This is a genomic window from Acidovorax sp. FG60, assembly GCF_057808995.1.
The window spans coordinates 167548-193350 of sequence record NZ_JBMDJC010000004.1; the positions used below are offsets into that span (position 1 = coordinate 167548).

Below are 25803 nucleotides of genomic sequence, written 5' to 3' on the forward strand. Positions count from 1 at the left end.
TGGGCCTGGCGTGGTCAGCGGTCTGGAATCAGCTTAAACGATTCCGCCAGGAAGGCCCATAGAAAAAACGCGCCAGGTCTGGCGCGTCGAAAACCTGCCGGGCAGACAGGAGGGTGGGGAAACCCGTAGCGGTTCAGAGACCGAGCATCAGCTGCAGGTTCTGCACTGCGGCGCCGCTGGCACCTTTGCCCAGGTTGTCCAGGCGCGCGATGACCACGGCCTGCCGGTATTGCTCGTTGGCAAACACGCGCAGCTCCAGCTTGTTGGTGTCGGTCAGCGTGTCGGCGGCGAGCTTCAAATCATCGGTGGGCGGCAGTACGCTGACCCACTGCTCGGGCGTGTTGGTGCGGCTGTAGTGACCGGCCAGCGCGTCGTGCAGGTCGCTGGCCTTGGGGGCTCCGGGCAGCAGGTCCAGGTGCAGCGGCAACTGCACCAGCATGCCCTGGCGGAAGTTGCCCACGGCGGGGATGAACACCGGGCGGCGTGTGAGGCCGGTGTAACGCAGGATCTCGGGGATGTGCTTGTGCGTCAGGCCCAGGGCGTAGGCCTCATACGGCGCTGCAGTGCCTGCCTCGTACGCTTCGATCATGGTGCGGCCGCCGCCGGAGTAGCCCGACACCGAAGGCAGGCTCAAAGGGTAGTCCGCAGGGATCAGGCCGGCGTCCACCAGCGGGCGCAGCATGGCAATCGCGCCCGTGGCGTAGCAGCCGGGGTTAGAGACACGGGCGGCATCGCGCACCGCCTGCGCCTGCGATGCAGCGAGTTCTGGAAACCCGTACACCCAGCCATCGGCCGTGCGGTGGGCCGTGCTGGCGTCGATCACCTTGACCTTGCGGCCCGAGCCGCGCTCGATCTCGTCCACCATGGCCACGGTGTCGCGCGCTGCATCGTCGTGAAGACACAGCACCACCAGGTCGACCCCCGCGATCAGGTCGCGTTTGGCGGCTGGGTCTTTGCGCAACTCGGGCGCAATGCTGACCAGCTCGATCTGCGGCATGGCCTGCAGGCGCTCGCGGATCTGCAGGCCCGTGGTACCGGCTTCGCCATCGATAAAGACTTTGGACATGGAGGTGCTCCTGCAAAAAGGCGGCAGCGGCTGCCGGAATAGAAAAGAGAAAAAGGGGGGATGGGAAGGCTACCAGCCCAGCCCGGGGTGTAAGTTAGGCACAAGGATGGTGCGTTGCAACATGATACAGTCGCGGGTTGCCATGTCCCAAGCCCGCGGCCAGACATCTGTTCATGGTAAACGGGTAACTACCACCCTTCCCTGAGAGAGACCTCATGAAGATTCACGAATACCAAGGCAAGGAAATCTTGCGCAATTTTGGTGTGCCCGTTCCGCGTGGCATTCCCGCATTCACGGTGCAAGAAGCCGTTGAAGCAGCCCAGAAGCTCGGCGGCCCCGTGTGGGTGGTCAAGGCCCAGATCCACGCCGGTGGCCGTGGCAAGGGCGGCGGCGTGAAGGTTGCCAAGACCATTGACGATGTGAAGGCACGCGCCAGCGACATCCTGGGCATGCAGCTGGTCACGCACCAGACCGGCGCTGAGGGCCAGAAAGTTCGCCGCCTGTACATCGAAGACGGCGCCGACATCAAGAACGAACTGTATGTGTCGCTGGTCACCGACCGCGCCACCCAGAAGGTCGCCCTGATCGCTTCGAGCGAAGGCGGCATGGACATCGAGGAAGTTGCCCACTCCACCCCCGAGAAGATCATCACCGAGATGATCGATCCGCTGACCGGCATCACCGAAGCGCAGAGCCGCAAGGTGGCAGCAGCCATCGGCCTGACCGGCGCTTCCATCGACCAGGCCGTGGACATCTTCGCCAAGATCTACAAGTGCTACATGGACACCGATGCGTCGCTGGTGGAAATCAACCCGCTGAACTGCGACTCCAAGGGCAACCTGATGGCCCTGGACGCGAAGTTCAACTTTGACGCCAACGCGCTGTTCCGTCACCCAGAAATCGTGGCCTTCCGCGATCTGGACGAAGAAGATCCAGCCGAAGTCGAAGCCTCCAAGTTCGACCTGGCCTACATCAGCCTCGATGGCAACATCGGCTGCCTGGTGAACGGCGCTGGCCTGGCCATGGCTACCATGGACACCATCAAGCTGTTCGGGGGCGAGCCCGCCAACTTCCTGGACGTGGGCGGCGGCGCCACCCCCGAGAAGGTGACTGAAGCCTTCAAGATCATGCTGAAGAACCCCAAGGTCGAAGGCATTCTGGTCAACATCTTCGGCGGCATCATGAAGTGCGACACCATCGCCACCGGCGTGATCACCGCTTGCAAGGCCGTGAACCTGAACGTGCCGCTGGTCGTGCGCATGAAGGGCACGAACGAAGAGCTGGGCAAGAAGATGCTGGCCGAGTCCGGCCTGCCCATCATCGCTGCAGACACCATGGCCGAAGCTGCGACCAAGATCGTTGCTGCCGTCAAGTAAGCCCGGAGAACACACATGTCGATCTACATCAACAAAGACACCAAGGTCATCACCCAGGGCATCACGGGCAAGACTGGCCAGTTCCACACCGAAAAGTGCCAGGAATACGCGAACGGCAAGAACTGCTTCGTGGCGGGCGTGAACCCCAAGAAGGCGGGCGAGTCGATCTTCAACATCCCGATCTACGCCTCCGTCAAGGAAGCCGCTCAGCAGACCGGTGCCACCGTGTCGGTGATCTATGTGCCTCCAGCAGGCGCTGCGGATGCCATCTGGGAAGCCGTCGAAGCCGACCTGGACATGGCCATCTGCATTACCGAAGGCATTCCGGTCAAGGACATGCTGATGGTGCGCAACAAGATGAAGGCCAAGGAAGCCGCTGGCGGCAAGAAGACGCTGCTGCTGGGCCCCAACTGCCCTGGCCTGATCACGCCTGACGAAATCAAGATCGGCATCATGCCCGGTCACATCCACCGCAAGGGCCGTATCGGCGTGGTGTCCCGCTCGGGCACGCTGACGTACGAAGCCGTGGCCATGCTGACCGAAGTCGGTCTGGGTCAATCGAGCGCCGTGGGCATTGGTGGCGACCCCATCAACGGCCTCAAGCACATCGACGTGATGAAGGCTTTCAACGACGATCCAGACACCGATGCCGTGATCATGATTGGCGAAATCGGCGGTCCTGACGAAGCCGAAGCCGCCCAGTGGTGCAAGGCCAACATGAAGAAGCCTATCGTGGGCTTCATCGCTGGCGTCACGGCCCCTCCCGGCAAGCGCATGGGCCACGCTGGCGCGCTGATCTCTGGCGGTGCCGACACGGCCGACGCCAAGCTGGCGATCATGGAAGAGTCGGGCTTCATCATCACCCGCAATCCTTCGGAACTGGGCAAGCTGCTCAAGGCCCAGCTGAAGTAAATCTCGCTGCGCCCGTCCGCGTCACTGCGGACACCTCGGGCTTGAGGGCTCGCAGAGGAAGGCGTACCCAAAAAAAGCGCCCGGAACCAAGGTTCCGGGCGCTTTTTGCATGGGTGGGCCAAAGTGTGTCCGGGTGGCCCGTCGCATTCGGGTGACAAAAATGACACACCCGATTCATGCGTCCTGCCTGCCCCGACAAGAACCGCCATCGAATCCTCGATGAACCACCCGTCGCATGCGGTTGGGGGCCACACCAAGCCCCCTGCAGCCCCGGCTTAAATATTGCTTTGAACAGCTCTCAATACAGAGAGTGGAATATCAGCAGTGGGACGAACAACCTCGGGGCGGTGGCTTGGCATGTGGCGTACCGATGGTTTGCGGGGCGCATTGGCTGCGGCGGTGCTGGTTGCACTGTGCACAGCCACGGGTGTGTTCCAGTGGCTGGAGTACCGCGTGTATGACGCTGCGACCAGCATCCACACGCCAGCCCCGTTGCCTGAAATTGCCATCATTGGCATCGACGATGCCAGCCTTGAAAGCTTGGGCAACGGCCCCTGGTCACGGGATGTCTACGCCAAGTTGATCGACCAGCTTTCGGCGGCTGGCGCCAAGACTATTGTCCTGACCCCGTCTTTTGCCGAACCCCAGTCCGACCGTGGCCTTGCCTACCTTCGCAAAATGCGGGACACGATGGCGCGGGCGGGGGACACATCCCCGCTGGCGACGGAGTTGAGCCGCACCGTAGACGAGGCGGAGAAGGCTCTGGATTCTGACGCGCGCCTGGCCGCCAGCATCCAACGGGCCGGCAACGTATTCCTGGCTTCGCGCTACACCCTGGCGGGCGGTGCCCGCACGCCGCTGCCCGCCTATGCGCACCGCAGCGTTTTGCCGAACCCTGCGAGCTTTGCGATCCCCGCCACATCGGCGCAAAACCCGGTCGCTGGGATCGGTTCGGTGGCGGCAGGCGTTGGTCATCTTTCGGTCGCCCTGGACGAAGATGGTCACCTTCGCGGCATTCCCCTTCTGCTGCGGTACGACGACGTCGGCGTGCCCTCCTTGGCCTTGCTCGCGGCGAGGCACAGTCTGCATCTGGGCCAAAACGAACTGCGGGTTCAGACGGAGCCTCAGGGCATTCGCATGGGTGGGCTGCACGTTGTGACCGACGGTTCGGCGGTGATGCATCCGCGATTTCACGCGGCGCCGGACGGTGCCTCCGCATTCCCTGTGGTGTCTTTTGCCCAGGTATCCAGCGGCAAGATTCCGCCGCAGGACTTCAAGGACAAAGTGGTACTGGTGGGTGAGACAAGCAACGCGCTGGTCACCCCGTGGGTCCAGTCCGGCGCGCGCACGATGTATCCCGTGGAGATGCTGGCGCAAACGCTGTCGGCCATACGGCTGGGCCTCGGGGTGCAACGACCTGAGTGGGTATGGACGATGTCCTGGGGCAGCGCACTGGGAGCATTGCTCTTTGTTGCGCTGGCCCTTCCGAGACTCTCTCGTCCAGCCGGGGGAGTGCTGGGCGCAGGGCTCCTGCTCCTGCTCGTCGCCACTGAGTGGGGCCTGCTGCGTTACGCAGGGTTCTGGATTCCTTTGGCGCCCGGCGTGCTGGCTTTGTTGGGAGGCATCACAGCCTTTGCCGTGCTGGGCAAGCTCAGCGCAAGAGGTACGCCCCCATCAGCGGAAACCGCCGAAACCGATCGCATGATGGGGCTTGCGCTGCAAGGGCAGGGCCAATTGGACATGGCCTTCGAGCGCTTGCGCCGAGTGCCGCCCAGCGATGCCCTGATGGACAACCTGTACCACCTGGCTCAGGACTTTGAGCGCAAGCGCAACTTTGCCAAGGCCAAGTCCGTCTACAAACACATCCTGCAGCACAACAAGGGATACAAGGATGCCCATGCACGGTACAAGCGTGTGCGGGCGCACTTGCAGAAGGAAACTGGCGCCCCGTCCAGCACACCCGCATCGATTCCCCCCACCCCAGCGCCGCGCCTGCCAGGTGATGCCGCAACCGGCATACCGATGCTGGGCCGCTATCAGATAGACAGGGAGATTGGCAAAGGGGCGATGGGCGTGGTCTACCTGGGAAGAGACCCAAAGATTGGACGCGTGGTTGCCATCAAGACCCTCGCGCTCGGCGAAGAGTTCGAGGGCGACGCACTCATCGACGCCAGAGCCCGGTTCTTTCGCGAGGCAGAAACAGCGGGGCGCCTGCAGCACCCCTGCATCGTGACGATCTTTGATGCTGGCGAGGAACACGATCTGGCCTACATCGCCATGGAGTTCCTCAAGGGCGCAGACCTGGCGCGGGCCTGCCATGCTGGGCATCTTCTACCGGTGGCCACGGTGCTTTCCATCGGAGCACGCGTTGCCGAGGCGCTGGACTACGCCCACGCACACAACGTGGTGCACCGCGACATCAAGCCTGCCAACATCATGTTCGACGCCGCCACGGATGCCGTGAAGGTGACGGATTTTGGCATTGCACGCATCACGGATTCCAGCAAGACACGCACAGGACTGGTTCTGGGAACCCCGAGTTTCATGTCACCGGAACAACTCGCAGGCAAGAAGGTAGATGGCCGGTCAGACCTCTACTCATTGGGTGTCACGTTGTTTCAGCTGCTCACGGGCTCGCTGCCGCTGCGCGGGGAGTCAATGACGGAGCTGATGCACAAAATCGCCAACACGGAGGCGCCCGACATTCGGCAGCTGCGTCCCGAGCTTTCCCCCGCCGTGGCGCGCGTGGTGGCCCAGGCCCTTCAGAAACGCCCGGAGGCCCGGTACCAGACTGGCCGGCAATTTGCCGCCGACCTGCGGCAGGCGGGCGTGGCAGCCGGACAGGCGGGATCGCCGGAGCCGGGAGCAGTCGTCTATGATGCGGACCGCGATGCAACAGGGCATGAAATGGCGGATTTTCAGAGAACCGTGATGGAGCAACCCGCTGGGCGGGGCGCGGCATCCCCGCCGATTTCAGGCGCCCGATGACGCTCGCCCCAACATCCATGACCTACGAATTTTTCGCACGCACCGACAAAGGCCGCGTGCGCACCAACAACGAAGATGCGGTGGCGGTCGACCGGGATGCTCAGGTCGCCATCCTCGCCGATGGCATGGGCGGATACAACGCTGGTGAAGTGGCAAGCGGCATGGCCACCACGTTCATCCGCACCGAGATGGCCCGCTGGTTGGGGCAGGCCGGCAGCACTCCCCAATCGACCGACGTGCGGCGAGCCCTGGAGATCTGCGTCGAGAACGCCAACCATGCCATTCTGGGTGCCTCGCTTTCCAACCCCCAATATGCGGGAATGGGCACCACGCTGGTGGTCGGGGTTTTCCACGGCAGCCGCCTCATCCTCGGACATATTGGCGACTCCCGCTGCTATCGCCTGCGCGATGGCACCCTGCAACAGATCACACGCGACCACTCCTGGCTCCAGGAACAGGTTGATGCCGGCCTGCTTACAGCGCAGCAAGCCGCGCTGTCGTCCAATCGCAATCTCGTTACCCGTGCGCTGGGCGTAGAGCCCAATGTCATGATGGAAGTCAACGAGTTTCAGGTGGCCCCCAATGACTTGTTCCTAATGTGTTCAGACGGCCTCACGGACATGGTCGCTGACTCAGACTTGGCGGAGCTGGTGCGAACACCACTGCCTTTGGAGGAAAAAGCCACATTGCTCATCGACACTGCCAATGCGAACGGTGGGCGTGATAACGTCAGCGTACTGCTGGTGCAAGCGGCTGCGGGGGGCAAGAAACGCGGCCTTATGTCCCGATTGCTAGGGGCCGCGTAAGTGGCGCCGACTACAACAATTACTCATCACATCAGGAGTGGATCATGCCCAGAATGATCGTTTCAATCGACGGGGTTGTCATCAAGGAAGTGCAACTGACCAAAGAGCGCACTACGCTCGGCCGCCGCCCTTACAACGACATCGTGATCGATAACCTCGCCGTGAGCGGCGAACATGCCGTCATTCACATGGCAGGCCAGGATGTGGAAATTGAAGACCTGGGGAGCACCAACGGCACCTACGTCAACGCCAAGGCTGTCAAGCGCCAAGAACTGCGCAATGGCGATACCGTTGAGGTGGGCAAGTACAAGATCCGTTTCCTGCACGAGGCCGAAGGGCAAAACTTCGAGAAGACCATGATCTTCAAACCGGGAATGGTGCCCCCCTTGGGCACGGCCTCCCGGCCTGCCCCGCTGGGTGCTGCCGCTGCCCCGCCCATCTCCGGGGTCATCCGTGTGATGTCTGGTGCCGCTGCGGGGCGGGAAGTGTCGCTGCAAAAGGTGGTTACCACCATCGGCAAACCTGGCGTTGCCGTGGCCTCCATTACCAAGCGGCATCAGGGCTTCGTGCTGGCCCATGTCGAGGGCCCCGACATGCCTCTGCTCAATGGTGCTTCCATCGGCACATCTCCTGTACCTCTCAAACACGGTGATCGGCTGGAGTTGGCAGGTACGGAAATGCAGTTCGAACAAAGCTGACGGCCGCACCCGGGCCTCGCGCCCCATCTGGCAATTTATCTGCCAACCTTGTCGCCGGAACCCATGCAATCCAGACTCTTGCATCTGTTCCGACGGCACGCTCGCCGCACGGCAGTCACCCTGATTCCGTTAGCGTTTGCACTGCTGCACATTTCAGGCGCCCTTCATCTCCAGGTGCTGGAGCGGCTCGAAAACATCATCTACGACACCCGGCTGCGTGCGACCATGCCGCGTACGCTGGATGAGCGTATCGTCATCGTTGATATTGACGAAAAAAGCCTTGATAGGGTGGGGCACTGGCCTTGGGGACGGGACAAGCTTGCTGCTTTGACGCAAGAGCTGTTTGAACGGCAACAGGTCGCGCTGGTGGGGTTCGACGTCCTCTTCGCCGAAGCAGACGGAAGCTCAGGCCTCGCAAACCTGGAGCGTTTGGCCAAAGGGCCTTTGCGGGCGCAGACGGGCTTCAAGGAACAACTGGTGCGCCTGGCTCCCACTCTTGACTACGACGCACTCTTTGCCCGCGCTCTGCAAGGCCGACCTGCGGTTCTGGGCTACTACTTCACCAGTGACCGAGACGGGAGAACAAAAGGTGTTCTCCCCCCTCCTGCCTTGCCCACCGAGAGACTTCGTGGTCTCCCATTGCGGGCCACCTCCTGGGGTGGATACGGCAGCAACATTGAAAAACTGGCCAATGCTGTGCCTGCTGCGGGTTTTTTCAACTCGGTTACCGATGACGATGGCGTTGTCCGTTCCCTTCCTCTCCTTGCGGAGCACCAGGGAAAGTACTACGAATCCTTGGCGCTTGCGATGTTTCGCACGCTGCTTGGCTTGCCGGAAGTACATCCCAACTATGTCAGCGCCGCCCCCCAAGGCACCCACGACACCTTGCACAGCATCGTGCTGCGTCAAGATGGCCGCGAACTTGCGCTGCCTGTAGACGACCGGCTAGCAACACTCATACCCTTTCGCGGCCCCGGCGACGTGAGCGGAGGGTCATTCCGCTATGTTTCCGCGTCAGATGTACTGGAGGGCAAACTGCCTGCCAACAACCTGCAAGGCCAACTGATTCTGGTGGGCTCAACAACCCCCGGTCTGCTCGACCTGCGCGTAACCCCCGTAGGCCGAACCTATCCCGGTGTGGAAACCCACGCCAATATGCTGTCCGCCTTTCTCGATGGCAAAAGCATCGTGCGACCCGACTACGCGGTGGGCTTTGACGCTGCACAACTGCTCTGCGCAGGTGTTTTGCTGGCCCTCGCCCTGCCCGCGCTGTCAGCCACCTCCGCGGTGCTTCTCAGCCTGGGGGTGGTTGCAGCGCTGGCAGGCCTCAACCTGTGGCTTTATCTCGCCCAAGGCTTGGCAATGCCACTGGCGACGGTAATCGTGATGGCGGTACTGGCATTCGCGCTCAACATGGTCTACGGCTACTTTGTGGAAAGCCGATCCAAGCGGGAACTGGCCGCACTGTTCGGCACCTACGTGCCACCCGAGTTGGTGGACGAGATGGTCAAGCAGCCCGAAAACTACAGCATGCAGGCCACCAGCCGCGAACTGACCGTCATGTTCTGCGACATGCGGGGGTTCACCGCCATGTCAGAGCAGATGGAGCCCCTGCAGCTGCAAGCTCTGCTCAATGACGTGTTCAGCCAGCTGACCCACATTATTCGCAGCCACAGGGGCACCATCGACAAGTACATGGGGGACTGCGTCATGGCGTTTTGGGGAGCGCCGGTGCCAACCGCAGAACACGCGCAACTCGCAGTGCAGGCAGCACTGGACATGGAGCGTGCGGTTGAGCAGATCAACCTGTTGCACCAGGAGCGCGGGCTTCCGGAAATCGGTATTGGCATAGGGCTTAACACCGGCACCATGTGCGTGGGCGACATGGGTTCGGACATCCGCCGCAGCTACACGGTCATCGGCGACGCGGTGAACTTGGGGTCTCGCCTGGAAGGCCTGTCCAAGTACTATGGCGTGCGTACCGTGGTGAGCGAAACTACCCACGCCCGAGTGCCCCAGTTCGCCTGGCAGGAACTCGACCGCGTGCGCGTCAAGGGCAAGGCCCAGGCGGTCGTTATCTACACGCCAATGTCCCCCCTAGACACGCTATCCCCGGCGCGGGCCTCAGAAATATCCACTTGGCAACACTTTCTCGAAGCATATCGCGCCCAGGACTGGACACAATGCGGCACACTGCTGACAGACTTGCTGCACAACGCCCCGCACTCCTCGCTCTATGGCCTGTATGCCAACCGCGTGCAGGCCCTGAGAGGGCAGCTTTTCGATCCCGGCTGGGACAGCGCCACCAGTTTCGATACCAAGTAGGCCAATGAACAACGAATAGGACAAGGCGGGTTCATGAAGGTTCGCGTACTGGGTTGCTCCGGAGCCATTGCCAAAGATTGCCGGACTACCTCATTTCTGATTGACGACAGCATCCTGATAGACGCCGGCACCGGCGTGGGCGACCTCACGCTGGAGCAGATGCGCCGCATCGACCATGTGTTCCTCACGCATTCGCACCTCGACCACATCGCGGCGCTGCCGCTGATGCTTGACGCTGTTTCGTCTCTACGCAACACTCCCGTGCAGGTCCACGCCCTGCCTGCCACGCTGGACGCCCTGCGCCAGCACGTCTTTAACAACACCATATGGCCCGACTTCACCCGCATCCCGACGCCTGAGGCGCCCTTTTTGCAACTGCAGCCCTTGGCCGTGGGCAACCGACTGACCGTGGCTGGCACCGTGCTGGAGGTACTCTCCGCCCGCCACAGTGTGCCCGCTGTGGGCTATGCTGCGCGCGGCACAAGCGGCTGGTGGGTCTATAGCGGTGACACCGGAGGCCAGAACCCGGACTTCTGGCAGCGTGTTAACACACTGCACCAGTCTGAGGACGGGGTGGCCGCGCTGTTCATCGAAACCGCCTTCAGCAACCGCGAGCATGATCTGGCCAGCAAAAGCCTGCACCTGTCACCCGCCACACTGGCCCAGGAGCTGCAGGCCTTGCCCCCCAGCGCCCACCAGTTCCCCATCTACATCACCCACGCCAAGCCGCAGGAAAGCGGTCTCATCATGAGCGAGGCCAACGCGCTGGAATGCGGGGCGTTCCAGCTGATTGATCTTCAGAAAATCGAGGTGCTAGAGGTGTAGGAAACATCCAAAAGCGCGACCTGCGGCCTCGACCGTTGGCGGACTCTGCGCCGCAATCCTTCTCTTTTGCATGGGAGTAACAGGTAGCCATGGACAACGCTGAAAGCCTCATGATTGAACACCTGAAGCGATTTCAGACTTCGGGCACCTTGCATCGGTGGAGCAATAGCAACAAGAGCAGGTCGATGAGTTCTGGAAGCGGCGTGAGTACATTGAAATACGTCTTGAACTGCATGCTTGAATTGCAGTCCGCTGAATCGAAGAAGGCCCACATCTGCGGGCCTTTAACTTTCTCATAAGTCACTTTCTTGGCGAGACACTCGCGGGAACACCTAACGTTCAGAACCTGTCGATCGACCGTGGTTGTTGTTCACCCACTCGGAAGAGACAGAACAGAGCAGCCAGGAGGCTATCTGGCTTAGGACGCCGAAAGCGAAAATCGACCCCAGCGAGAAAGCCCCTTGCGCGATAGCTGCGGGTCAGCCAATTGGTCAAAAGCAATAAGTGCTCGGGCTTTCTGCGTAAGGCCTGGATGCCAAAACGACTCTTGGTTTCGTGTCAGACATCCCGGCAGTCAGGGCGGACAAATTAGGACGACAAAAATGTCACAAACCAAGAGCATTGCCCCGAGGCGGTTAACGTATTCACGCTCCATACCCAGCTCATCCCCATCTCGGGGGTAGCCGGACCCTGGCACAAAAAGTGCTGCAGAAGTCATACCCTGTGGCACTGCCAGCAGGTGGTGTTTGCTCTCAATCTCGAGGAGAAATTTATGAAGCGTTTCATGCAAAAAGGTTTTACCCTGATCGAACTGATGATCGTGGTGGCCATCATTGGTATTTTGGCAGCCATCGCGCTGCCGGCTTATCAGGACTACACCGTGCGTACCCGCGTGACCGAAGGCCTGAACCTGGCTCAAGGTGCGAAGAACATGATTGCCACTGACGGCACCAGCACTACCGAACTGGCCAACGTTGTTACGACTTGGAATGCCCAGAATGCAAATACTGGTGCCAACTCCAAGTTTGTTGACAGCGTGCAGATTGCCGCTGGCGGCCCGATCACGGTGACATACAACGCTGCCGCTACCGGGGTTGCTGCGGCAAAGAACACGCTGGTCATTTCGCCTTATGTTCGTACGGCAGCCAAGGGCACGTCCGTCACCCTGGCAGCCGCTTTGACGGCTGGCACCAGCGGTGCGCTTGACTGGGCCTGCTCTTCCGTAACGGGGGTATCTGCAGCAAAGGCCGGCATGGCTGGCGCTAAGGCCGGTACGCTCGAAGCGAAGTACGCGCCTGCCACTTGCCGTTAAAATCCAGCGGCCTTTGGGCCTGTAAAAAAAGAGTGCCGAGGCACTCTTTTTTTTGGAGATGACCCGTCCTGAATGAGGTTGACACCTTTCTGTTCATCAGGAAGGAAAGTCAAGTGGATCAATGGGTTAAGAGAACGCAGAAGGACTACACACTGGCCTTTAAGCTGGCGGTGGTGGATCAGGTAGAAAGAGGCGAGCTGACGTACGGGCAAGCCCAGGAGCGCTATGGCATCCAGGGTGCCTCGACCGTGCTGGTCTGGCTGCGCAAGCATGGCCGCCAGGACTGGCAGGCCGCATCATCGGGCTTCAAAGGACCCACACACCCATGCAAGAGCCATCCAAGCCGCTGACACCCGAGCAGCGCATCAAGCAGTTGGAGGTGCAACTGAAGCAGGCGCAGGAGAAAGCGCAGTTCTTTGAGGCGGTGATCCATGTGCTCAAGCGCGAACATGGGGTAACCATCACAAAAAAGCCTGCTGGCAAGTCCTCCAAGAAAAGCTCGTCCAAGGGCTGAGCGTTGTGAGGGCTTGCCAGTACATGGGCATCAGTCGGCAGGCGCACTACAAGGCCCTGGCCTGCCAACGGCTGCGCGATGAACAACAGGCCAGCGTAGTGGCCATGGTCGATGAGAAGCGGCGACACCAGCCGCGCATCGGCACACGCAAGCTGCACTTCATGCTGAAGGAGCCGCTGCAGCACGCGGGCATCAAGCTCGGCCGCGATGCCTTGTTCGACATCCTGCGTCATGAACGGATGCTGGTCTTGCCCAAGCGGGCGTACCACAAGACCACCAACAGCCACCATCGCTTCCGGCGCCATCCCAACCTACTTAAAGACACAGCAGCCAAGGTGGTACCTAGCGGCTGCGAACAGCTGTGGGTGGCAGACATTACCTACCTGCCCACCAAAGAAAAACCGGCTTACCTGAGCCTGGTAACGGATGCCTATTCCCGCAAGATCGTGGGCTGGCATGTACATGAAGGGCTGGAGACTGCTCAGGTCAGCCAGGCGCTGAAAATGGCTCTGCGCAACAGGCAGACCAGCCAGAAGCTGGTGCACCACTCTGATCGGGGCATCCAATACTGTTCGGCGGAGTACCAACGCATCCATGACCGCCATGAGATCACCTGCTCGATGACCGATGGCTACGACTGCTACCAGAATGCCTTGGCAGAACGGGTTAACGGCATCCTGAAGATGGAATTCCTGCTGCACCGCCCGGCAAACCTTGAGCAGGCCAAGACCATGGTGAGCGAGTCATTGCGTCTATACAACGAGCAGCGGCCCCACCTGTCCCTAGAATACAAAACGCCCGATGCGATGCACCGGGCGTCTCTTGCAAGCCAATTGCGGCTGGGATTCAATCCCGCATAGGTGTCAACCTATTCCAGGACGGGTCAAGAAGAAATGAATCGAGTATGGAGTTCAACGCGATGGAAATTTGCGGCTCACATTGCTGCACGGCACGCGCTTCTCAGTTTAATCATCGCGGTATTGGCAGCACTCTGGATTTTCAAGGGCTGGTATCCAGCACCGTTCGGCGAGATGCTTGGCGTCAGCACGCTTGTAGCCGTATTGATTGCTGTAGATGTAGTGTGCGGGCCATTGTTGAATTTTTACCTCAGTAATCCAACAAAAACACGCCGCGCGTTGCTGGTGGATTGGACCGCGGTAGGGGTCATCCAGCTTGGTGCATTGGTCTATGGCATGCATGCGCTTTGGGAGGCGCGGCCCGTCATGGTGGTTTTTGAGAACGACCGTCTCGTGGTCGTCACGGCTGTTGAAATTGATGAAGCCGAATTTCCCAGAGCACTTCCTGAATTCCAGACACTACCGTCGACAGGAATTCAACTAGCCGCAGTACGGCAACCAAAGGATGCAGACGAACGCTTGCAAAGTCTTGAATTTTCATTGCAAGGCGTAGAGCCCAGCGCAAGGCCTTCTTGGTGGATACCATATTCTCAGGCTGAGAATGCAATTCGATATCGCGCCAAACCACTACTCGAACTTGCAGCACGCGGCACATTGACGGCAGAAGTGTGGGCGCGAAAATTGGACGGAATCAATATTAACAAGAGCGATTTACTTTACTTGCCAATAACCAGCAAAATGACCAAGGATTGGATTGCAGTTCTTGATTCCAAAACCCTTCAACCCATAGAATATCTCGCAGTCGATGGGTTTTGAGCCGCGCAATTATCTATCAAAATCTCAATCCTTAAAGCGTCAATCAACTGCCATGGCTTTCAGAAACAGGCGCTGCTGAAGATATGCGCCTTTAGATGTCACATTATTTCCCAATACTTTTTCTGTTGAAATTACATCTTCCCACTTTTCATCGCGAGCCAGTGAGGCAAGTATATTAGACAAGGCCACTGGCGCAAAGTACCTCCGCAGCGCTGAACTTTCAGGCGTTTTTTCAAGCCATTCCCTGCTTACACTTTCTACGACAAGATAATCACGGCGAGCCATGGCATCCAGCATTTTGAAGGTGCGCTTAAAATCATCTGGCATTATTTTGCATTGATGCCATTTTGGCTCAATCCAAACGCCATTCAATAATTCCGGTGGCAGATAGCTGATTGTCATTTCTGCGACGTCCAGAAGGCGTTCTGCCAAAACTTCGTTTTGCGCAGGTGTCCAGATTTTCCCACAGGTAGGTACTGCGGCCCGAAGCAATATGGTCGGCTCGTACACCTTTGGCAATAACCCTTTCACCAGATCATCCGTCGAATCTCCACGCAGATCGGCAGCCAGCGCACGGGCACGTCGTGTGAATATTTCGGGCAAAAAGTGATTAATTTCAGTTGGTTGAACTGCTGCCGGCAAGGGGTTTCTGATTTTTAGTGCCTCTAAAAACAAGAGGGGTTGGATCGGCAATTGCACCAACTCCGCAGCTTCAATGACCTTGTATCTGGTTTTTGGCGCATTTAACCCGAGTATGGGAAAATAATCGGAATTTGCTGGCCGCGAGGAGTGTGTGCGCGCAAATGCCCGCAGCAACCTGCCGTCGCTTACCTTCCGGAAATTAAGTTGCTCAGCGGTACCAATTCCCAATCGAGCCAGCTCGGCCTTCAGGGGGCCTGCCATCAAGCGGTCCACTTCTACTTTCGGAAGCGGGCCATTGGGACTGGCCACGATCAATAGATCAGAGTAATTGCTAAGCCAAGCCGAATAATCATCAAATGCCGGCGCCATAGCATTCAATATAGATCCCACGAGCGGCTCATCAATTTCATAGAGTTGAATCCATTGAATAAAGAGTCCATTCTCATTCAGCTGGGTAGGGATAAACTTGTAAAACTCTTTGGAAAATAGAGCACCAATGCCACTAATCCAGGGATTAGAGGGCTCGGATACAATAATATCGTATTTGGTTTTCTGACCTGCAAAATAGGATTTTGCATCGTCGATCACAATGCGCGACCGCGGATCTGTATACGCTCGCTTCACGCGATCCCCAAACGCTTGAGCCCCTGCAACCATTGCCTCTTCAATTTCAATGGTGTCGACACGCTCTACCCTTGAATCTCCCAGCAGCGTATGGGTCGTCAGGCCGGAGCCGAAGCCAATGACGCCTATGCGCTTTGGATCGGCGTGCATCGCAAGAGGTAGCGCGGCGGCCAATGTCATCGTGGGTTCATCAACAATAGGCTCAACGCCATCCTTCATAGCGATGGAGGCATCAATTTTTCCGTTGGTGGCAATTTGAACGCTGCCCTCCGGTGATACAACCACCGAAACGCTCGAAGTTTTCCCGTCCCGGTAATAGAGAATTCGATCATCAGCCATAAGGCTGGTGCGACCATGGCGAAACACGCCGGAAGCCATGGTCATGGGGTCGAAAGGCACGCGCACCGCGAGAACGAGCGCAGTGGCGGCCAAGCCGCCAGCCAACGCGAAGCGAAGCATGGAGCGTTTGTCCTCGGCCTGGGCCCGCAGCAGGAACAGACCAATGCCAATATCCACGATGGCTGCGACGCACAGGGCCAGCTTGAGGCCCAAGACGGGAATCAACAGGTGGATGGCGGCAAATACGCCCAGGATGGCGCCAAGGGTGTTCCATGCATATACCCGGCCAATGGCGCGTTCGCCTTGCCCCGCGCGGAGCAACGCCACCGTGAAAAGTGGCAGGGTCGTGCCCGCAAAGAATGCAGCGGGCAGCATGATGACGATGGCGATAGTGGCGGTGCCCAAATTGAACAACGCGTAGCCACCGTCGGACTTGGCTAGGGCCTGCATTAGCCAGCCCACCCAGGAAAAAGCATTGGCATAGACGAACAGAGACGCCAGTGCCGCGATACCCATCAAAACTTGCATCCAGCCCACCAGCCGCAGGGGTGAATCGGTCTTGTCGGCTTGCTTGCGCACCCACAGGCCACCCAGGGCAATGCCTGCGATGAAAGAAGCCAGCATCAACTCGAACGCGTGCATCGTGCTGCCGACGGCCATGCTGAGCATGCGAATCCAAATGATTTCATACGCGAAGGACGCCGCGCCGGACAATGCGGTGCCGAACAGGACGGTGCGCAGCAGAGGGTTTGTGCGAAGGGATTGCCCAGGAGCGTCGGCCGCTGTCACGGCTTTAGCGGGGGCTGGTTCAGGCTCGCGTGCCAGCCACCAGGCCAGCGCGGCAACGACGAAGTTCAAAATCCCGGCAGTGACCATGGCACCGGGCAGGCCCACCGAAGGCAGCAGCACGAAGACTGCCACCAGTGCGCCAATGGCCGCGCCGATGCTGTTGGTGAAATACAGCCCGCCCAGAAGGTTGCCTGCACTGCCGGGGTAGCGGCGGATTAATCCGCCGCTCATGAGCGGGAAGGTCATGCCGAGAAGAATGGTTTGCGGAAGGATCAGCAGCGCTGCAATGCTCCAGCGGGCAATGTCCACCGCCAATGGTGAACCCAGCGCCGGAATCAGGGTGTCGTAACTGAAACCGGCCACGCCCGTGAAGACCCAGTGGAACAGCAAACCAAGGACGCCAATGATTGCCTCAATGACGGCATAACTCCGGATCAAATTGCGCCAGCGCTGCCCCGCCTGGGCAATCCATGCGGCGCCCGCCGCCATGCCCCCCATGAAGATCGCCAGCACCAGAGCCTGCGCGTATGCGGCGTGGCCCAGAAAGAGCCCCAAATAGTGTGACCAAATTGACTGGTATATCAGCCCAGCAAAACCGGAGATGACAAAAATTGCGAGCAAGCCAGGCCGCGAGCTTTTGAAGGGAGATGTCATTGAATGAAAGTTCCAGAATTGCGCTGGGGACGGGATGATTTGAAGAGCGATGCAAAAATGATGCTCAGGCCGCTGATGCGATAGTCATGACTCACGGGTTACGTGAAATTGATGGCAGTCCAGATGGCCGCGCTGGAGAGTATTATTACGTGCTCCACTCCGACTTCCCCCCCCGCTTCTCTGCTACTCGCACCCCATGGACCACCATCTCCCGGTCCACAGCCTTGCACATGTCGTAAATGGTCAGTAAGGCCACCTGCACGGCAGTCAGCGCTTCCATCTCCACACCCGTCTGCCCCACGGTTTCTACGGTTGCAGAGCAAAATATGCCCACAATGCCCGGATGGCGGTCCCCGGCAGCTTCAAATTCAATAGCAATCCGCGTCAGCGCCAGCGGGTGGCACAGCGGAATCAACTCACTGGTCTTCTTGGCCGCCATGATGCCCGCGATGCGGGCCACGCCCAGCACGTCGCCTTTTTTGGCAGTCCCAGATTCGATCAAGGCCAAGGTTTCCGGCTGCATCTCGATGCGGCCGGTGGCGACGGCCACGCGGTGGGTGGCGGCCTTGGCGCCAACGTCCACCATGTGGGCTTGGCCTTGGGCATCGAAGTGGGTGAGGGGTGAGGCGGGGGTGGACATGGACAATGGAGCGAAACGTTTTTGGGGCGAAGGCATCATAAGGCGTTAGCCGTACAGGGCAACGCATGTGCATGGCCCTGAGGGTGGACAAAGGACCTTCGTGCAAAAATTTCAACAAAAGTGGCTTGTAGCGCTTGTTCAGAAAGCGCTAGCAGCTATAATTTTTATAGCAAACAGCATTTTCTACGCACCAGTGGCGAGTGCCCAGACGGCCTTGCCCACCCTCGGCGACCCCAGCGACCTCACCACCAGCGCCGAGCGCCGCCTGGGTGACCGCATCATCCGCGAACTCTACAGAGACCCCGACTACATCGACGACCCCGTCATTGCCGACTATGTGCAGGGTATCTGGCGCCCTTTGATGGCTGCAGCCAAGGCGCGCGGGGAGCTCTCGCCGGAGCTGGATGAGCGCTTCGCGTGGGAGATCCTGCTGGGGCGCGACCGCACGGTGAACGCGTTTGCGTTGCCGGGCGGCTATCTGGGCGTCCACCTTGGCCTGATCGGGGTCGTTACCACCCGCGACGAGCTGGCCTCGGTGCTGGCCCACGAGCTCAGCCACGTCACCCAGCGCCACATCTCGCGCCTCATCACCCAGCAAAGCAAGCAGACGCCCCTGCTGCTGGGGGCGATGATTCTGGGCGCGCTGGCGGCCAGCAAGAATCCGGGCGCCACGCAGGCGCTGGTGGTGGGGGGGCAGGCGCTGGCCATGCAGAACCAGCTGAACTTTTCGCGCGACATGGAGCGCGAGGCGGACCGCATTGGCTATGGCCTGATGGCCCCCGCCGGGTTTGCACCCCAGGGCTTTGTCAGCATGTTCGACAAGCTCCAGCAGGCCAACCGGCTCAACGACAACGGCTCGTGGCCGTATCTGCGCAGCCATCCGCTGACCACCGAGCGCATGGCAGACATGCATTCGCGCCTTCCGCCCGGAGAGGCTGCCGCAGCGGCCACAGTGCCATCAACGCTGGAACACGCAATGGTTGCAGCGCGTGCCCGGGTATTGGCCAACCCCGGCGTGGACACCTTGCGCCAGTGGATTGCCGAGCCGCAAGGTTCCGGTTTTGCAGCCCTGCCCGCCTCCCGGCGCGTGGGCGTGCTGTACGCAGCTGCGCTGGGCAGCAACCAGCTTCGGGACGCTGCAGGTGCACGCACTGCCGCAAAGAAGCTGGAGGACCTGGTGCGCAATGATGCCGCGGCCCACCGGCTGGCAAAGCTGCTCGCCGCCGAAATCGAACTGGCAGCAGGCGACGCTGCGGCCGCAGTCAACGCACTGACTGCCGATGCGAGCAACACCACCACCAGCAGCAACCGGCGCCCTGAACTGGTTTTGCGCACACAGGCCTTGCTGCGCGCTGGGCGCGCTGCCGAAGGAACCAGCGCCCTGCAAACCTGGGTGGCCACGCACCCCCGGGATGCGACGGCGTGGCAGCTTTTGGCGTCCACCTGGCAGGCTCAAGGCCAGGCACTGCGCGCAGTGCGCGCCGAGGCAGAGGCCCACGCCGCGCGCTATGACTATGCGGCTGCGGTAGACCGCTTCAAGGCGGGCCAGGATCTGGCACGGCGGGGTGGACCGCAGGTGGACCACATTGAGGCGTCCATCATCGACACCCGGCTGCGCGCGGTGGAGTCACTTCTTCGCGAACAGGCCGCCGAGCGCTGATTCAATCAGCACACCCAGCAGCGAATAGATCAGCGACCCGAGCAGCGCCGCGCCGAAGCCATTGACGTGGAACCCGTCCAGTACGCTGGCGGCGGCCCAGAACATGAGCGCGTTGATGACGAAGAGAAAAAGGCCGACGGTGACGATGGTGACCGGCAGCGTCAGCACCACCAGCACGGGCCGCAACACCACGTTGAACAGGCCAATGACAAAGGCCGCGATCAGCGCGGAGGTGAAGCTCTGCACTTCCACACCGCTGTAGACATAGGCCACAAACAGCAGCGATGCAGCGCTGAGAAGCCATTTCAGGAGGAGTTTCATGGCCGGAGAATAGCACCGGCCGAGGGAACCAAGAAATGCGCAAAACGGGAGCCAAGCCCCTGGCAGTCAGCCCCCGCGCTGACTGCCTATTCGAAAGCCAGCATCCACAACGCTCCGCAACCCGTGAGCAGGCTGCCCAGCGTTCCTGGCATTGGCGACCAGCCTTTGTCCGGGCGCACAGGCGCAGGCTCCTGTGCCAAATCCGTCTTGGGCCGGCGCGCATCTACCACCTGGGCCACGGAGGCGCCTGCAGCCTGCAACTGATCGGTCAGCTCCGCCAGCGGCCCCTTGGCCAGTACGGTGGTCACTCTGTCCGTGGGCACCCGCAGCACGGGAAGGATCTGGGCAAACAGCTTGTCAGCCCACTTGGCTCGCCAGTTTTCACGGGCGCTGTGGCTTACCCACTTGCTGATGCGATGGGTCATCCGTGGCGCGCAGGCCACCAGCACCCATTGTGTTCTGGCAGCCGCGTCGCGCGCGAACAAAGGTGCCAGCACCTGCTGCGCATAAACCGCGTCGTCCACATACACGATGACTCTGTCCATACCGACTCCCATTGAGGACCAAGGACAAAAGGGGGCATAAAGCCCCCTTTTGCAATGGTCGGTTCCGTATGTCTGCCTTTAGCCCTGCTGCTCGGCAGGTGCCGCCGCCGCGCGGCGCGCAACGATGATCTTGCCAGCCAGCAGAACCAGCAGCGCACCCGCCACGCTGGCACCGTACTTGATCATGTCTGTCTGTGGCAGTTTCAGCATCCACTGCCACTTGTCGGGGTTCGAGAAAGCAGGGTCCGTCACCAGCATGCCGCCAGCGATCCAGCCCAGCAGCATGCCGCCCGCCGTGATGATCATCGGGAAACGCTCCATGAGCTTGATGACCAGCTGGCTACCCCAGACGATGATCGGGATAGAGATCAGAAGGCCCAGCACGACCAGCAGGAACTGGTGCTCGCCCGCATTCTGCGCAGCGCCCGCAATGGCGATCACGTTGTCCACGCTCATCACCAGGTCGGCCACGATGATGGTCTTGATGGCGGCCAGCAGCTTGTCGCTGCCTTGCACGTCACCGTGGCCCTCTTCATCGGGAGCCAGCAGTTTGACGCCAATCCACACCAGCAACAGCGCGCCCACGAACTTGAGGAACGGCAGCGCCAGCAGGGTCATCGCAAAGGCGATCAGGATCACACGCAGAACAATGGCCCCGGCAGTGCCCCAGATGATGCCCTTGGTACGCTGGGCCGGAGGCAGCTTGCGGCAGGCCAGCGCGATGACCACCGCGTTGTCGCCGCCCAGCAAGATGTCGATGATGATGATCTGGCCGAGTGCGAGCCAGAATTCGGGCGAAGCCAAAAAGTCCATAAATTCCTCAGTATCAATACACGCGAAGGGGGAGTTCGCCGCCACTGTAGCGCCGAGTCCACCCAAGGGATAAAGGGCCTGCGGTCGGGGGATCAAGGACTGCCCTGACAGGGCAAGCAACGAAAGGACGGCCTTGATCAGCCCCAGCGGGCCCATCAAAGGTCTTGCTCAGCCCGGCGCCCTTGCGGTATGCGCTGAACCCGGACCGCCGGAAGCGATGTTTCGCTTCGTACTGACGACGGTTCCGATGCCTCGCGCCCCCACGCACCAAAATTTGGCAATGCCGGAATGCAAGTCGGGAGCTACTCCCCTTCGAAGCGTCGATTGGAACATCGCCCGCACGGTCGCGCAAGGGCAGCACGATTGTGGTTATTGCGTACACGCCCCTCTAAGGCTGCCAAAAAGGGGCCGAAGCTCCCTGCAAAACACCTTTGCCAGGGTTGCCTTGTCCACGCGGCTATGATCCAGCCCCTTCGCTCAAACCTCCATGGCCGCCATCCACATCACCGACATCGAAGCCGCCATCAACCACTGGCGCAGCCGGGTGCCTTCGCCCGACGGAGTCTCCCTGGCCCCGGAGATCCGCGCGCTGGCAGAGGTCTATGCGCAGATGGTGTTCCGGCGCGAGGACGTGGTGGAAGAAGACCGCCTGCCCCCGGATGCCCTGGATGCCTGGCATGCCTGGTACGGCACCACGCCCGACACGCCCTGTATCGCCATCTGCTCCACCAGCCAGGGCGACGACCTGTGCAAGGGGTGTGGGCGCACGTTTGACGAAGTGCAGTTCTGGCCCGCGATGGGCCCTGCCGAAAAACGCGCGGTGTGGCGACGCATCACGCTGGAGCACTCTGCGTGGCGGTTCAACCGCTATGCAGAACGGGCGGCCGAAGGGGTATCCAAAGCGCCGACGCCAGCGGGCGCGGCGTGACCCGCCCATTTTCTTTTCAACACATCGCCCCGCCTCGCACGCTGCAAACACGCGGGGGCTGTACGCCCGGCAGTCAAACGGCTATGGTGAGCCCATGTTGCGCCTCACCCAAGCCCCGAACATCGCCATCGCCACACTGTGGGCGGACTTGTTGTGCGAAGCGGGCATGACGGCCTCCGTGCAGCGCCAGTATCTGGGTGCCGCGGCGGGGCACCTGCCGCCGGACCAGTGCCTGCCCGAAATCTGGCTGGACTACGACGAACACGCCACCCGCGCACGCGCGCTGCTGCAGGAGCTTCAGGATTTGCCACAGCGCCGCTGGGCATGCCAGTGCGGCGAGACGGTCGAAGGCGGATTCGAGCAGTGCTGGCAGTGTGGCGCGCTCATGCCACGAGACTGAGTCAAAAACTACCAAATTGATAGCTGTTAACGCTTATCCATCGAGCGCCAGAGGCCATTTTGACCAGTATTTCAGTCACTTCCAGCGCACGGGCTCCACATGCACACTGCCCTGCGTGCTGCTCAGGGTGATCGCGCCTTCCTGCACCGTAGCCTGCAGTTGCATGCTGCGCTCGGCCAGCTGCGCCAGTGCCTGGGATGCCTCCGTGGGGATGCGCCAGACCTGCAGCTTTTCCAGGCGTGACAGTTTGGTCTCGATGCCTTTCCACCAGATCTCTGCGGCGTGGTTGAAGCAGTAGACGATCACAGAATCGGCCTTGCTGCAGGCCTTGGTGAGCGGCTTGTCTTCGGGCTGGCCCACCTCAATCCACACGCGCTTGCGGCCGGTAAAGTCGGTGAGCGAGGCATCCGGGTCATCCGGGTCCGACAGCCCCGCACCAAATGCCAGCGTGGCGTCGCCGTTGCAGAGGTCGTTGAGCTGGTGCGCCTGGATGGCCAAAGCAGCCAGCCGGACCATCATGCGCTCGTCGGTCTCGCTGGGGTGGCGGGCCAGCGTGAGGGCGTGGTCAGCGTAGTAGCCGTGGTCGATGTCGGCGATCTGGAGGTTCGCCTTGAAGATGGTGGATTTGATGGCCATGCAGCCTCACTATTAAATTGATAGCTGCCGTCGCTTATCGGAAAAGCGCCAGAGGCAAAAAATATCTCAAAAGACCGGCAGCGCACGCAACTGGCGGTGCCCAAGCCAGCGCAACCGTGGAACCGGCTTTGCCGGGCCACGGGTTGCGTCCCCCTCGGGGGGAAGGCGCGCAGCGCCTCAGGGGGGTCACACCCTTCGTGCCAGTTCGGCGGCCTTGCCCACATAGCTACCCGGAGTCATCGCGAGCAGCCGGTCTTTTTCTGCCTGGGGGATTTCCAGCGAGGCGATCAGGCCGTGCAGCGCCTCGGCGGTCACGGTCTTGCCACGGGTCACTTCCTTGAGCTTTTCGTAAGCGCCCTGCACACCAAAGCGTCGCATCACCGTCTGGATGGGCTCGGCCAGCACTTCCCACGAAGCATCCAGGTCTTCGGCCAGCGCTTCTTCGTTCAGCTCCAGCTTGTTCAGGCCGGTCAACAGCGAGGCATAAGCCAGCGCCGCGTAGCCCAGGGCCACGCCCATGTTGCGCAGCACGGTGCTGTCGGTCAGATCCCGCTGCCAACGGCTGATGGGCAGCTTTTCAGACAGGTGCTTGAGCAGCGAGTTGGCCAGGCCCAGATTGCCTTCGGCGTTTTCAAAGTCAATCGGGTTGACCTTGTGCGGCATGGTGCTGGAACCAATCTCGCCCGCCTTCAGGCGCTGCTTGAAGTAGCCCAGGCTCACGTAGCCCCAGATGTCGCGCGACAGGTCGATCAGGATGGTGTTGGCGCGGGCCACGGCATCGAACAGCTCGGCCATGTAGTCGTGCGGCTCGATCTGGATCGAGTAGGGCTGGAAGGTCAGGCCCAGGCCCAGCGGTTCGGGCGTTTCGATGACCTTCTTGCTGAAGGCTTCCCAGTCAAACTCAGGCCAGGCGGACAGGTGGGCGTTGTAGTTGCCCACGGCGCCGTTCATCTTGCCCATGATCTTGACGGCGGCGATCTTCTCGCAGGCCGTTTGCAGGCGCATCACCACGTTGGCCATTTCCTTGCCCACGGTGGTGGGGCTGGCGGTCTGGCCGTGGGTGCGGCTGAGCATGGGCACGTCGGCAAAGGCGTGCGACATTTCGCGCAGCTTGAGCACGATGCGGTCCAGGCCCGGCAGGATGACCTGGTCGCGACCTGAACGCAGCTGCAGCGCGTGGCTGGTGTTGTTGATGTCTTCGCTGGTGCAGGCAAAGTGCACAAATTCGGAGGCCTTTTCCAGCTCGGGGCGCGCCTCGAACTTGCTCTTGATCCAGTATTCGACGGCTTTGACGTCGTGGTTTGTTGTTTTTTCGATCTCTTTGATGGCGGCGGCGTCAGCTTCGGAGAAGTTCTTGATCAGGCCGAGCAGATAGGCGCGGGCGCCCGTGGTCAGGGGCTTGAACTCGGCAAAACCGGCATCCGACAGGGCAATGAACCAGGCCACTTCCACCTGCACACGGCGGTGCATGTAGCCGTGTTCGCTCATGATGGGGCGCAGGGCGGCAAGTTTGCTGGCGTAACGGCCGTCAAGCGGCGACAGGGCGGTAATGGTGGACAGGCTCATGGCGCGCCATTGTAGGCGTGGTGTGTAAGCGCCACGCAGCCGTCAGCTTGCGGGCGGGCAGCTGCCGATAGAATCAATCTCGAATCGTTCAGCCTATCCCGCGCCCTGGAAGACACACCATGAAATTGATCGGAGCCACCGCCAGCCCCTACGTACGCAAGGTACGTATCGTGATGGCCGAGAAAAAGCTCGACTACCAGTTCGTGCAAGAAAACGTCTGGGCAGACGACACCCATATTTCCACCTCCAACCCCTTGGGCAAAGTGCCCTGCTTGGTAATGGAAGGCGGCGAGGCCGTTTTTGACTCCCGCGTGATCGTCGAATACCTCGACACCCTGTCGCCCGTGGGCAAGCTGATCCCGTCGCAAGGCCGCGAACGCGCCGAGGTCAAGACCTGGGAGGCACTGGCCGATGGTGTGATGGATGCCGCCATCCTGGCCCGCCTGGAGGCCACCTGGGCCCATCGCAAGGACAGCGAGCGCAGCCAGGCCTGGATCGACCGCCAACTGATCAAGGTCAACGACGGCCTCAAGTCCATGAGCCAGGGTCTGGGCGACAAGCCGTATTGCAGCGGCATTCACCTGAGTCTGTCCGACATCGCCGTGGGCTGCGCCCTGGGCTGGCTGGAGTTCCGCTTCCCCGACATCGCCTGGCGCAACGAGTACCCCAACCTGGGTAAGCTGCTTGACAAGCTGATGCTGCGCCCGAGCTTTGCAGACACCAAGCCGTCCTGAGCGGCGGGCGCAGGCAG

At 60.6% G+C, this 25803-nt stretch carries 21 protein-coding genes and 1 pseudogene; 14 read left to right on the forward strand and 8 right to left on the reverse strand.

All coding sequences use genetic code 11. From position 1 onward, the window contains the following. Nucleotides 1-133 precede the first annotated feature (133 nt). Nucleotides 134-1066, reverse strand: coding sequence for an N-acetyl-gamma-glutamyl-phosphate reductase (argC, locus tag ACODS0_RS07960; RefSeq protein WP_488834102.1), 933 nt, complete (start codon nt 1064-1066; stop codon nt 134-136). 215 nt (nt 1067-1281) lie between these two features. On the opposite strand from argC, the gene sucC reads away from it, so the two are divergent. The 10 genes and pseudogenes from sucC to ACODS0_RS08010 all read left to right on the forward strand — a co-directional run bounded on the left by sucC (nt 1282) and on the right by ACODS0_RS08010 (nt 14495). Continuing rightward, the gene (gene sucC, locus ACODS0_RS07965) at nt 1282-2442 is read left to right on the forward strand and encodes an ADP-forming succinate--CoA ligase subunit beta (RefSeq protein ID WP_056056610.1); all 1161 of its coding nucleotides are present in this window, start codon (nt 1282-1284) and stop codon (nt 2440-2442) included. A 15-nt stretch (nt 2443-2457) separates the two neighbouring features. Next, a complete protein-coding gene (sucD, locus tag ACODS0_RS07970; protein WP_056056609.1) occupies nt 2458-3354 on the forward strand; it encodes a succinate--CoA ligase subunit alpha in 897 nt (298 codons plus the stop codon). A 357-nt stretch (nt 3355-3711) separates the two neighbouring features. Beyond that, nucleotides 3712-6342: a CHASE2 domain-containing serine/threonine-protein kinase gene (locus ACODS0_RS07975; RefSeq protein ID WP_488834105.1), complete on the forward strand. Its 2631-nt coding sequence runs from the start codon at nt 3712-3714 to the stop codon at nt 6340-6342. Between the two features lie 17 nt (nt 6343-6359). Beyond that, on the forward strand, nt 6360-7148 hold the full coding sequence (locus ACODS0_RS07980) for a Stp1/IreP family PP2C-type Ser/Thr phosphatase (RefSeq protein WP_121421578.1): 789 nt from the start codon (nt 6360-6362) through the stop codon (nt 7146-7148). 44 nt (nt 7149-7192) lie between these two features. Further along, nucleotides 7193-7846, forward strand: a complete 654-nt coding sequence (locus ACODS0_RS07985) for an FHA domain-containing protein (RefSeq protein WP_436129340.1) — start codon at nt 7193-7195, stop codon at nt 7844-7846. Between the two features lie 63 nt (nt 7847-7909). After that, a complete protein-coding gene (locus tag ACODS0_RS07990) occupies nt 7910-10171 on the forward strand; it encodes a CHASE2 domain-containing protein (protein ID WP_488834108.1) in 2262 nt (753 codons plus the stop codon). 33 nt (nt 10172-10204) lie between these two features. Further along, nucleotides 10205-10996 (forward strand): MBL fold metallo-hydrolase, encoded by a 792-nt coding sequence (locus tag ACODS0_RS07995; protein ID WP_488834110.1) that lies wholly within the window; start codon nt 10205-10207, stop codon nt 10994-10996. A 772-nt stretch (nt 10997-11768) separates the two neighbouring features. Continuing rightward, a complete protein-coding gene (locus tag ACODS0_RS08000; RefSeq protein ID WP_488834112.1) occupies nt 11769-12308 on the forward strand; it encodes a pilin in 540 nt (179 codons plus the stop codon). A gap of 113 nt (nt 12309-12421) precedes the next feature. After that, a pseudogene (locus ACODS0_RS08005) lies at nt 12422-13682 on the forward strand (IS3 family transposase). A 33-nt stretch (nt 13683-13715) separates the two neighbouring features. Then, the gene (locus ACODS0_RS08010) at nt 13716-14495 is read left to right on the forward strand and encodes a hypothetical protein (protein WP_488834114.1); all 780 of its coding nucleotides are present in this window, start codon (nt 13716-13718) and stop codon (nt 14493-14495) included. A 39-nt stretch (nt 14496-14534) separates the two neighbouring features. Here the strand turns inward: ACODS0_RS08010 and ACODS0_RS08015 are convergent, their stop codons facing one another. Further along, entirely contained in the window at nt 14535-17543 is a 3009-nt protein-coding gene (locus tag ACODS0_RS08015; protein ID WP_488834116.1) for a fused MFS/spermidine synthase, read from the reverse strand. A gap of 145 nt (nt 17544-17688) precedes the next feature. Continuing rightward, entirely contained in the window at nt 17689-18183 is a 495-nt protein-coding gene (gene moaC, locus ACODS0_RS08020; RefSeq protein WP_488834117.1) for a cyclic pyranopterin monophosphate synthase MoaC, read from the reverse strand. Nucleotides 18184-18283: 100 nt separating this feature from the next. Between moaC and ACODS0_RS08025 the strand changes: the two genes are divergently transcribed. Then, nucleotides 18284-19843: a M48 family metalloprotease gene (locus tag ACODS0_RS08025; protein ID WP_488834119.1), complete on the forward strand. Its 1560-nt coding sequence runs from the start codon at nt 18284-18286 to the stop codon at nt 19841-19843. Here the strand turns inward: ACODS0_RS08025 and ACODS0_RS08030 are convergent. The 3 genes from ACODS0_RS08030 to ACODS0_RS08040 form a co-directional block, all read right to left on the reverse strand. Then, nucleotides 19811-20164 carry a phage holin family protein gene (locus ACODS0_RS08030; protein WP_055394559.1) on the reverse strand — a complete coding sequence of 118 codons (354 nt, stop codon included), beginning with the start codon at nt 20162-20164 and terminating at the stop codon, nt 19811-19813. The two genes, ACODS0_RS08025 and ACODS0_RS08030, sit on opposite strands and share 33 nt — an antisense overlap. Before the next feature lie 86 nt (nt 20165-20250). Then, nucleotides 20251-20709 carry a hypothetical protein gene (locus tag ACODS0_RS08035; RefSeq protein ID WP_218300852.1) on the reverse strand — a complete coding sequence of 153 codons (459 nt, stop codon included), beginning with the start codon at nt 20707-20709 and terminating at the stop codon, nt 20251-20253. Between the two features lie 78 nt (nt 20710-20787). Then, complete coding sequence (locus ACODS0_RS08040; protein ID WP_055394555.1) at nt 20788-21522, reverse strand: TerC family protein; 735 nt, start codon at nt 21520-21522, stop codon at nt 20788-20790. Nucleotides 21523-22009: 487 nt separating this feature from the next. Here ACODS0_RS08040 and ACODS0_RS08045 point away from each other — a divergent pair, with 487 nt between their 5' ends. Both ACODS0_RS08045 and ACODS0_RS08050 read left to right on the forward strand, forming a co-directional pair. Beyond that, nucleotides 22010-22450, forward strand: coding sequence for a DUF3717 domain-containing protein (locus tag ACODS0_RS08045; RefSeq protein WP_488834123.1), 441 nt, complete (start codon nt 22010-22012; stop codon nt 22448-22450). A 94-nt stretch (nt 22451-22544) separates the two neighbouring features. Further along, nucleotides 22545-22850, forward strand: coding sequence for a putative signal transducing protein (locus ACODS0_RS08050; protein ID WP_055394551.1), 306 nt, complete (start codon nt 22545-22547; stop codon nt 22848-22850). Nucleotides 22851-22925: 75 nt separating this feature from the next. Here ACODS0_RS08050 and ACODS0_RS08055 read toward each other — a convergent pair whose 3' ends face one another. Together ACODS0_RS08055 and purB are read right to left on the reverse strand one after the other, a co-directional pair. Next, complete coding sequence (locus ACODS0_RS08055; protein WP_008903834.1) at nt 22926-23486, reverse strand: YaeQ family protein; 561 nt, start codon at nt 23484-23486, stop codon at nt 22926-22928. A 186-nt stretch (nt 23487-23672) separates the two neighbouring features. Next, nucleotides 23673-25052, reverse strand: a complete 1380-nt coding sequence (gene purB / locus ACODS0_RS08060; protein WP_488834126.1) for an adenylosuccinate lyase — start codon at nt 25050-25052, stop codon at nt 23673-23675. A 119-nt stretch (nt 25053-25171) separates the two neighbouring features. On the opposite strand from purB, the gene ACODS0_RS08065 reads away from it, so the two are divergent. Then, complete coding sequence (locus tag ACODS0_RS08065; RefSeq protein WP_488834129.1) at nt 25172-25786, forward strand: glutathione S-transferase N-terminal domain-containing protein; 615 nt, start codon at nt 25172-25174, stop codon at nt 25784-25786. The last annotated feature ends 17 nt before the right edge of the window (nt 25787-25803 follow it).

Excerpts from the sequence above, each read along its gene's own strand:
- argC (WP_488834102.1), bottom strand. The coding sequence starts at position 1,066 with ATGTCCAAAGTCTTTATCGATGGCGAAGCCGGTACCACGGGCCTGCAG.
- sucC (WP_056056610.1), top strand. The coding sequence starts at position 1,282 with ATGAAGATTCACGAATACCAAGGCAAGGAAATCTTGCGCAATTTTGGT.
- sucD (WP_056056609.1), top strand. The coding sequence starts at position 2,458 with ATGTCGATCTACATCAACAAAGACACCAAGGTCATCACCCAGGGCATC.
- ACODS0_RS07975 (WP_488834105.1), top strand. The coding sequence starts at position 3,712 with ATGTGGCGTACCGATGGTTTGCGGGGCGCATTGGCTGCGGCGGTGCTG.
- ACODS0_RS07980 (WP_121421578.1), top strand. The coding sequence starts at position 6,360 with ATGACCTACGAATTTTTCGCACGCACCGACAAAGGCCGCGTGCGCACC.
- ACODS0_RS07985 (WP_436129340.1), top strand. The coding sequence starts at position 7,193 with ATGCCCAGAATGATCGTTTCAATCGACGGGGTTGTCATCAAGGAAGTG.
- ACODS0_RS07990 (WP_488834108.1), top strand. The coding sequence starts at position 7,910 with ATGCAATCCAGACTCTTGCATCTGTTCCGACGGCACGCTCGCCGCACG.
- ACODS0_RS07995 (WP_488834110.1), top strand. The coding sequence starts at position 10,205 with ATGAAGGTTCGCGTACTGGGTTGCTCCGGAGCCATTGCCAAAGATTGC.
- ACODS0_RS08000 (WP_488834112.1), top strand. The coding sequence starts at position 11,769 with ATGAAGCGTTTCATGCAAAAAGGTTTTACCCTGATCGAACTGATGATC.
- ACODS0_RS08010 (WP_488834114.1), top strand. The coding sequence starts at position 13,716 with ATGAATCGAGTATGGAGTTCAACGCGATGGAAATTTGCGGCTCACATT.
- ACODS0_RS08015 (WP_488834116.1), bottom strand. The coding sequence starts at position 17,543 with ATGACATCTCCCTTCAAAAGCTCGCGGCCTGGCTTGCTCGCAATTTTT.
- moaC (WP_488834117.1), bottom strand. The coding sequence starts at position 18,183 with ATGTCCACCCCCGCCTCACCCCTCACCCACTTCGATGCCCAAGGCCAA.
- ACODS0_RS08030 (WP_055394559.1), bottom strand. The coding sequence starts at position 20,164 with ATGAAACTCCTCCTGAAATGGCTTCTCAGCGCTGCATCGCTGCTGTTT.
- ACODS0_RS08035 (WP_218300852.1), bottom strand. The coding sequence starts at position 20,709 with ATGGACAGAGTCATCGTGTATGTGGACGACGCGGTTTATGCGCAGCAG.
- ACODS0_RS08040 (WP_055394555.1), bottom strand. The coding sequence starts at position 21,522 with ATGGACTTTTTGGCTTCGCCCGAATTCTGGCTCGCACTCGGCCAGATC.
- ACODS0_RS08045 (WP_488834123.1), top strand. The coding sequence starts at position 22,010 with ATGGCCGCCATCCACATCACCGACATCGAAGCCGCCATCAACCACTGG.
- ACODS0_RS08050 (WP_055394551.1), top strand. The coding sequence starts at position 22,545 with ATGTTGCGCCTCACCCAAGCCCCGAACATCGCCATCGCCACACTGTGG.
- ACODS0_RS08055 (WP_008903834.1), bottom strand. The coding sequence starts at position 23,486 with ATGGCCATCAAATCCACCATCTTCAAGGCGAACCTCCAGATCGCCGAC.
- purB (WP_488834126.1), bottom strand. The coding sequence starts at position 25,052 with ATGAGCCTGTCCACCATTACCGCCCTGTCGCCGCTTGACGGCCGTTAC.
- ACODS0_RS08065 (WP_488834129.1), top strand. The coding sequence starts at position 25,172 with ATGAAATTGATCGGAGCCACCGCCAGCCCCTACGTACGCAAGGTACGT.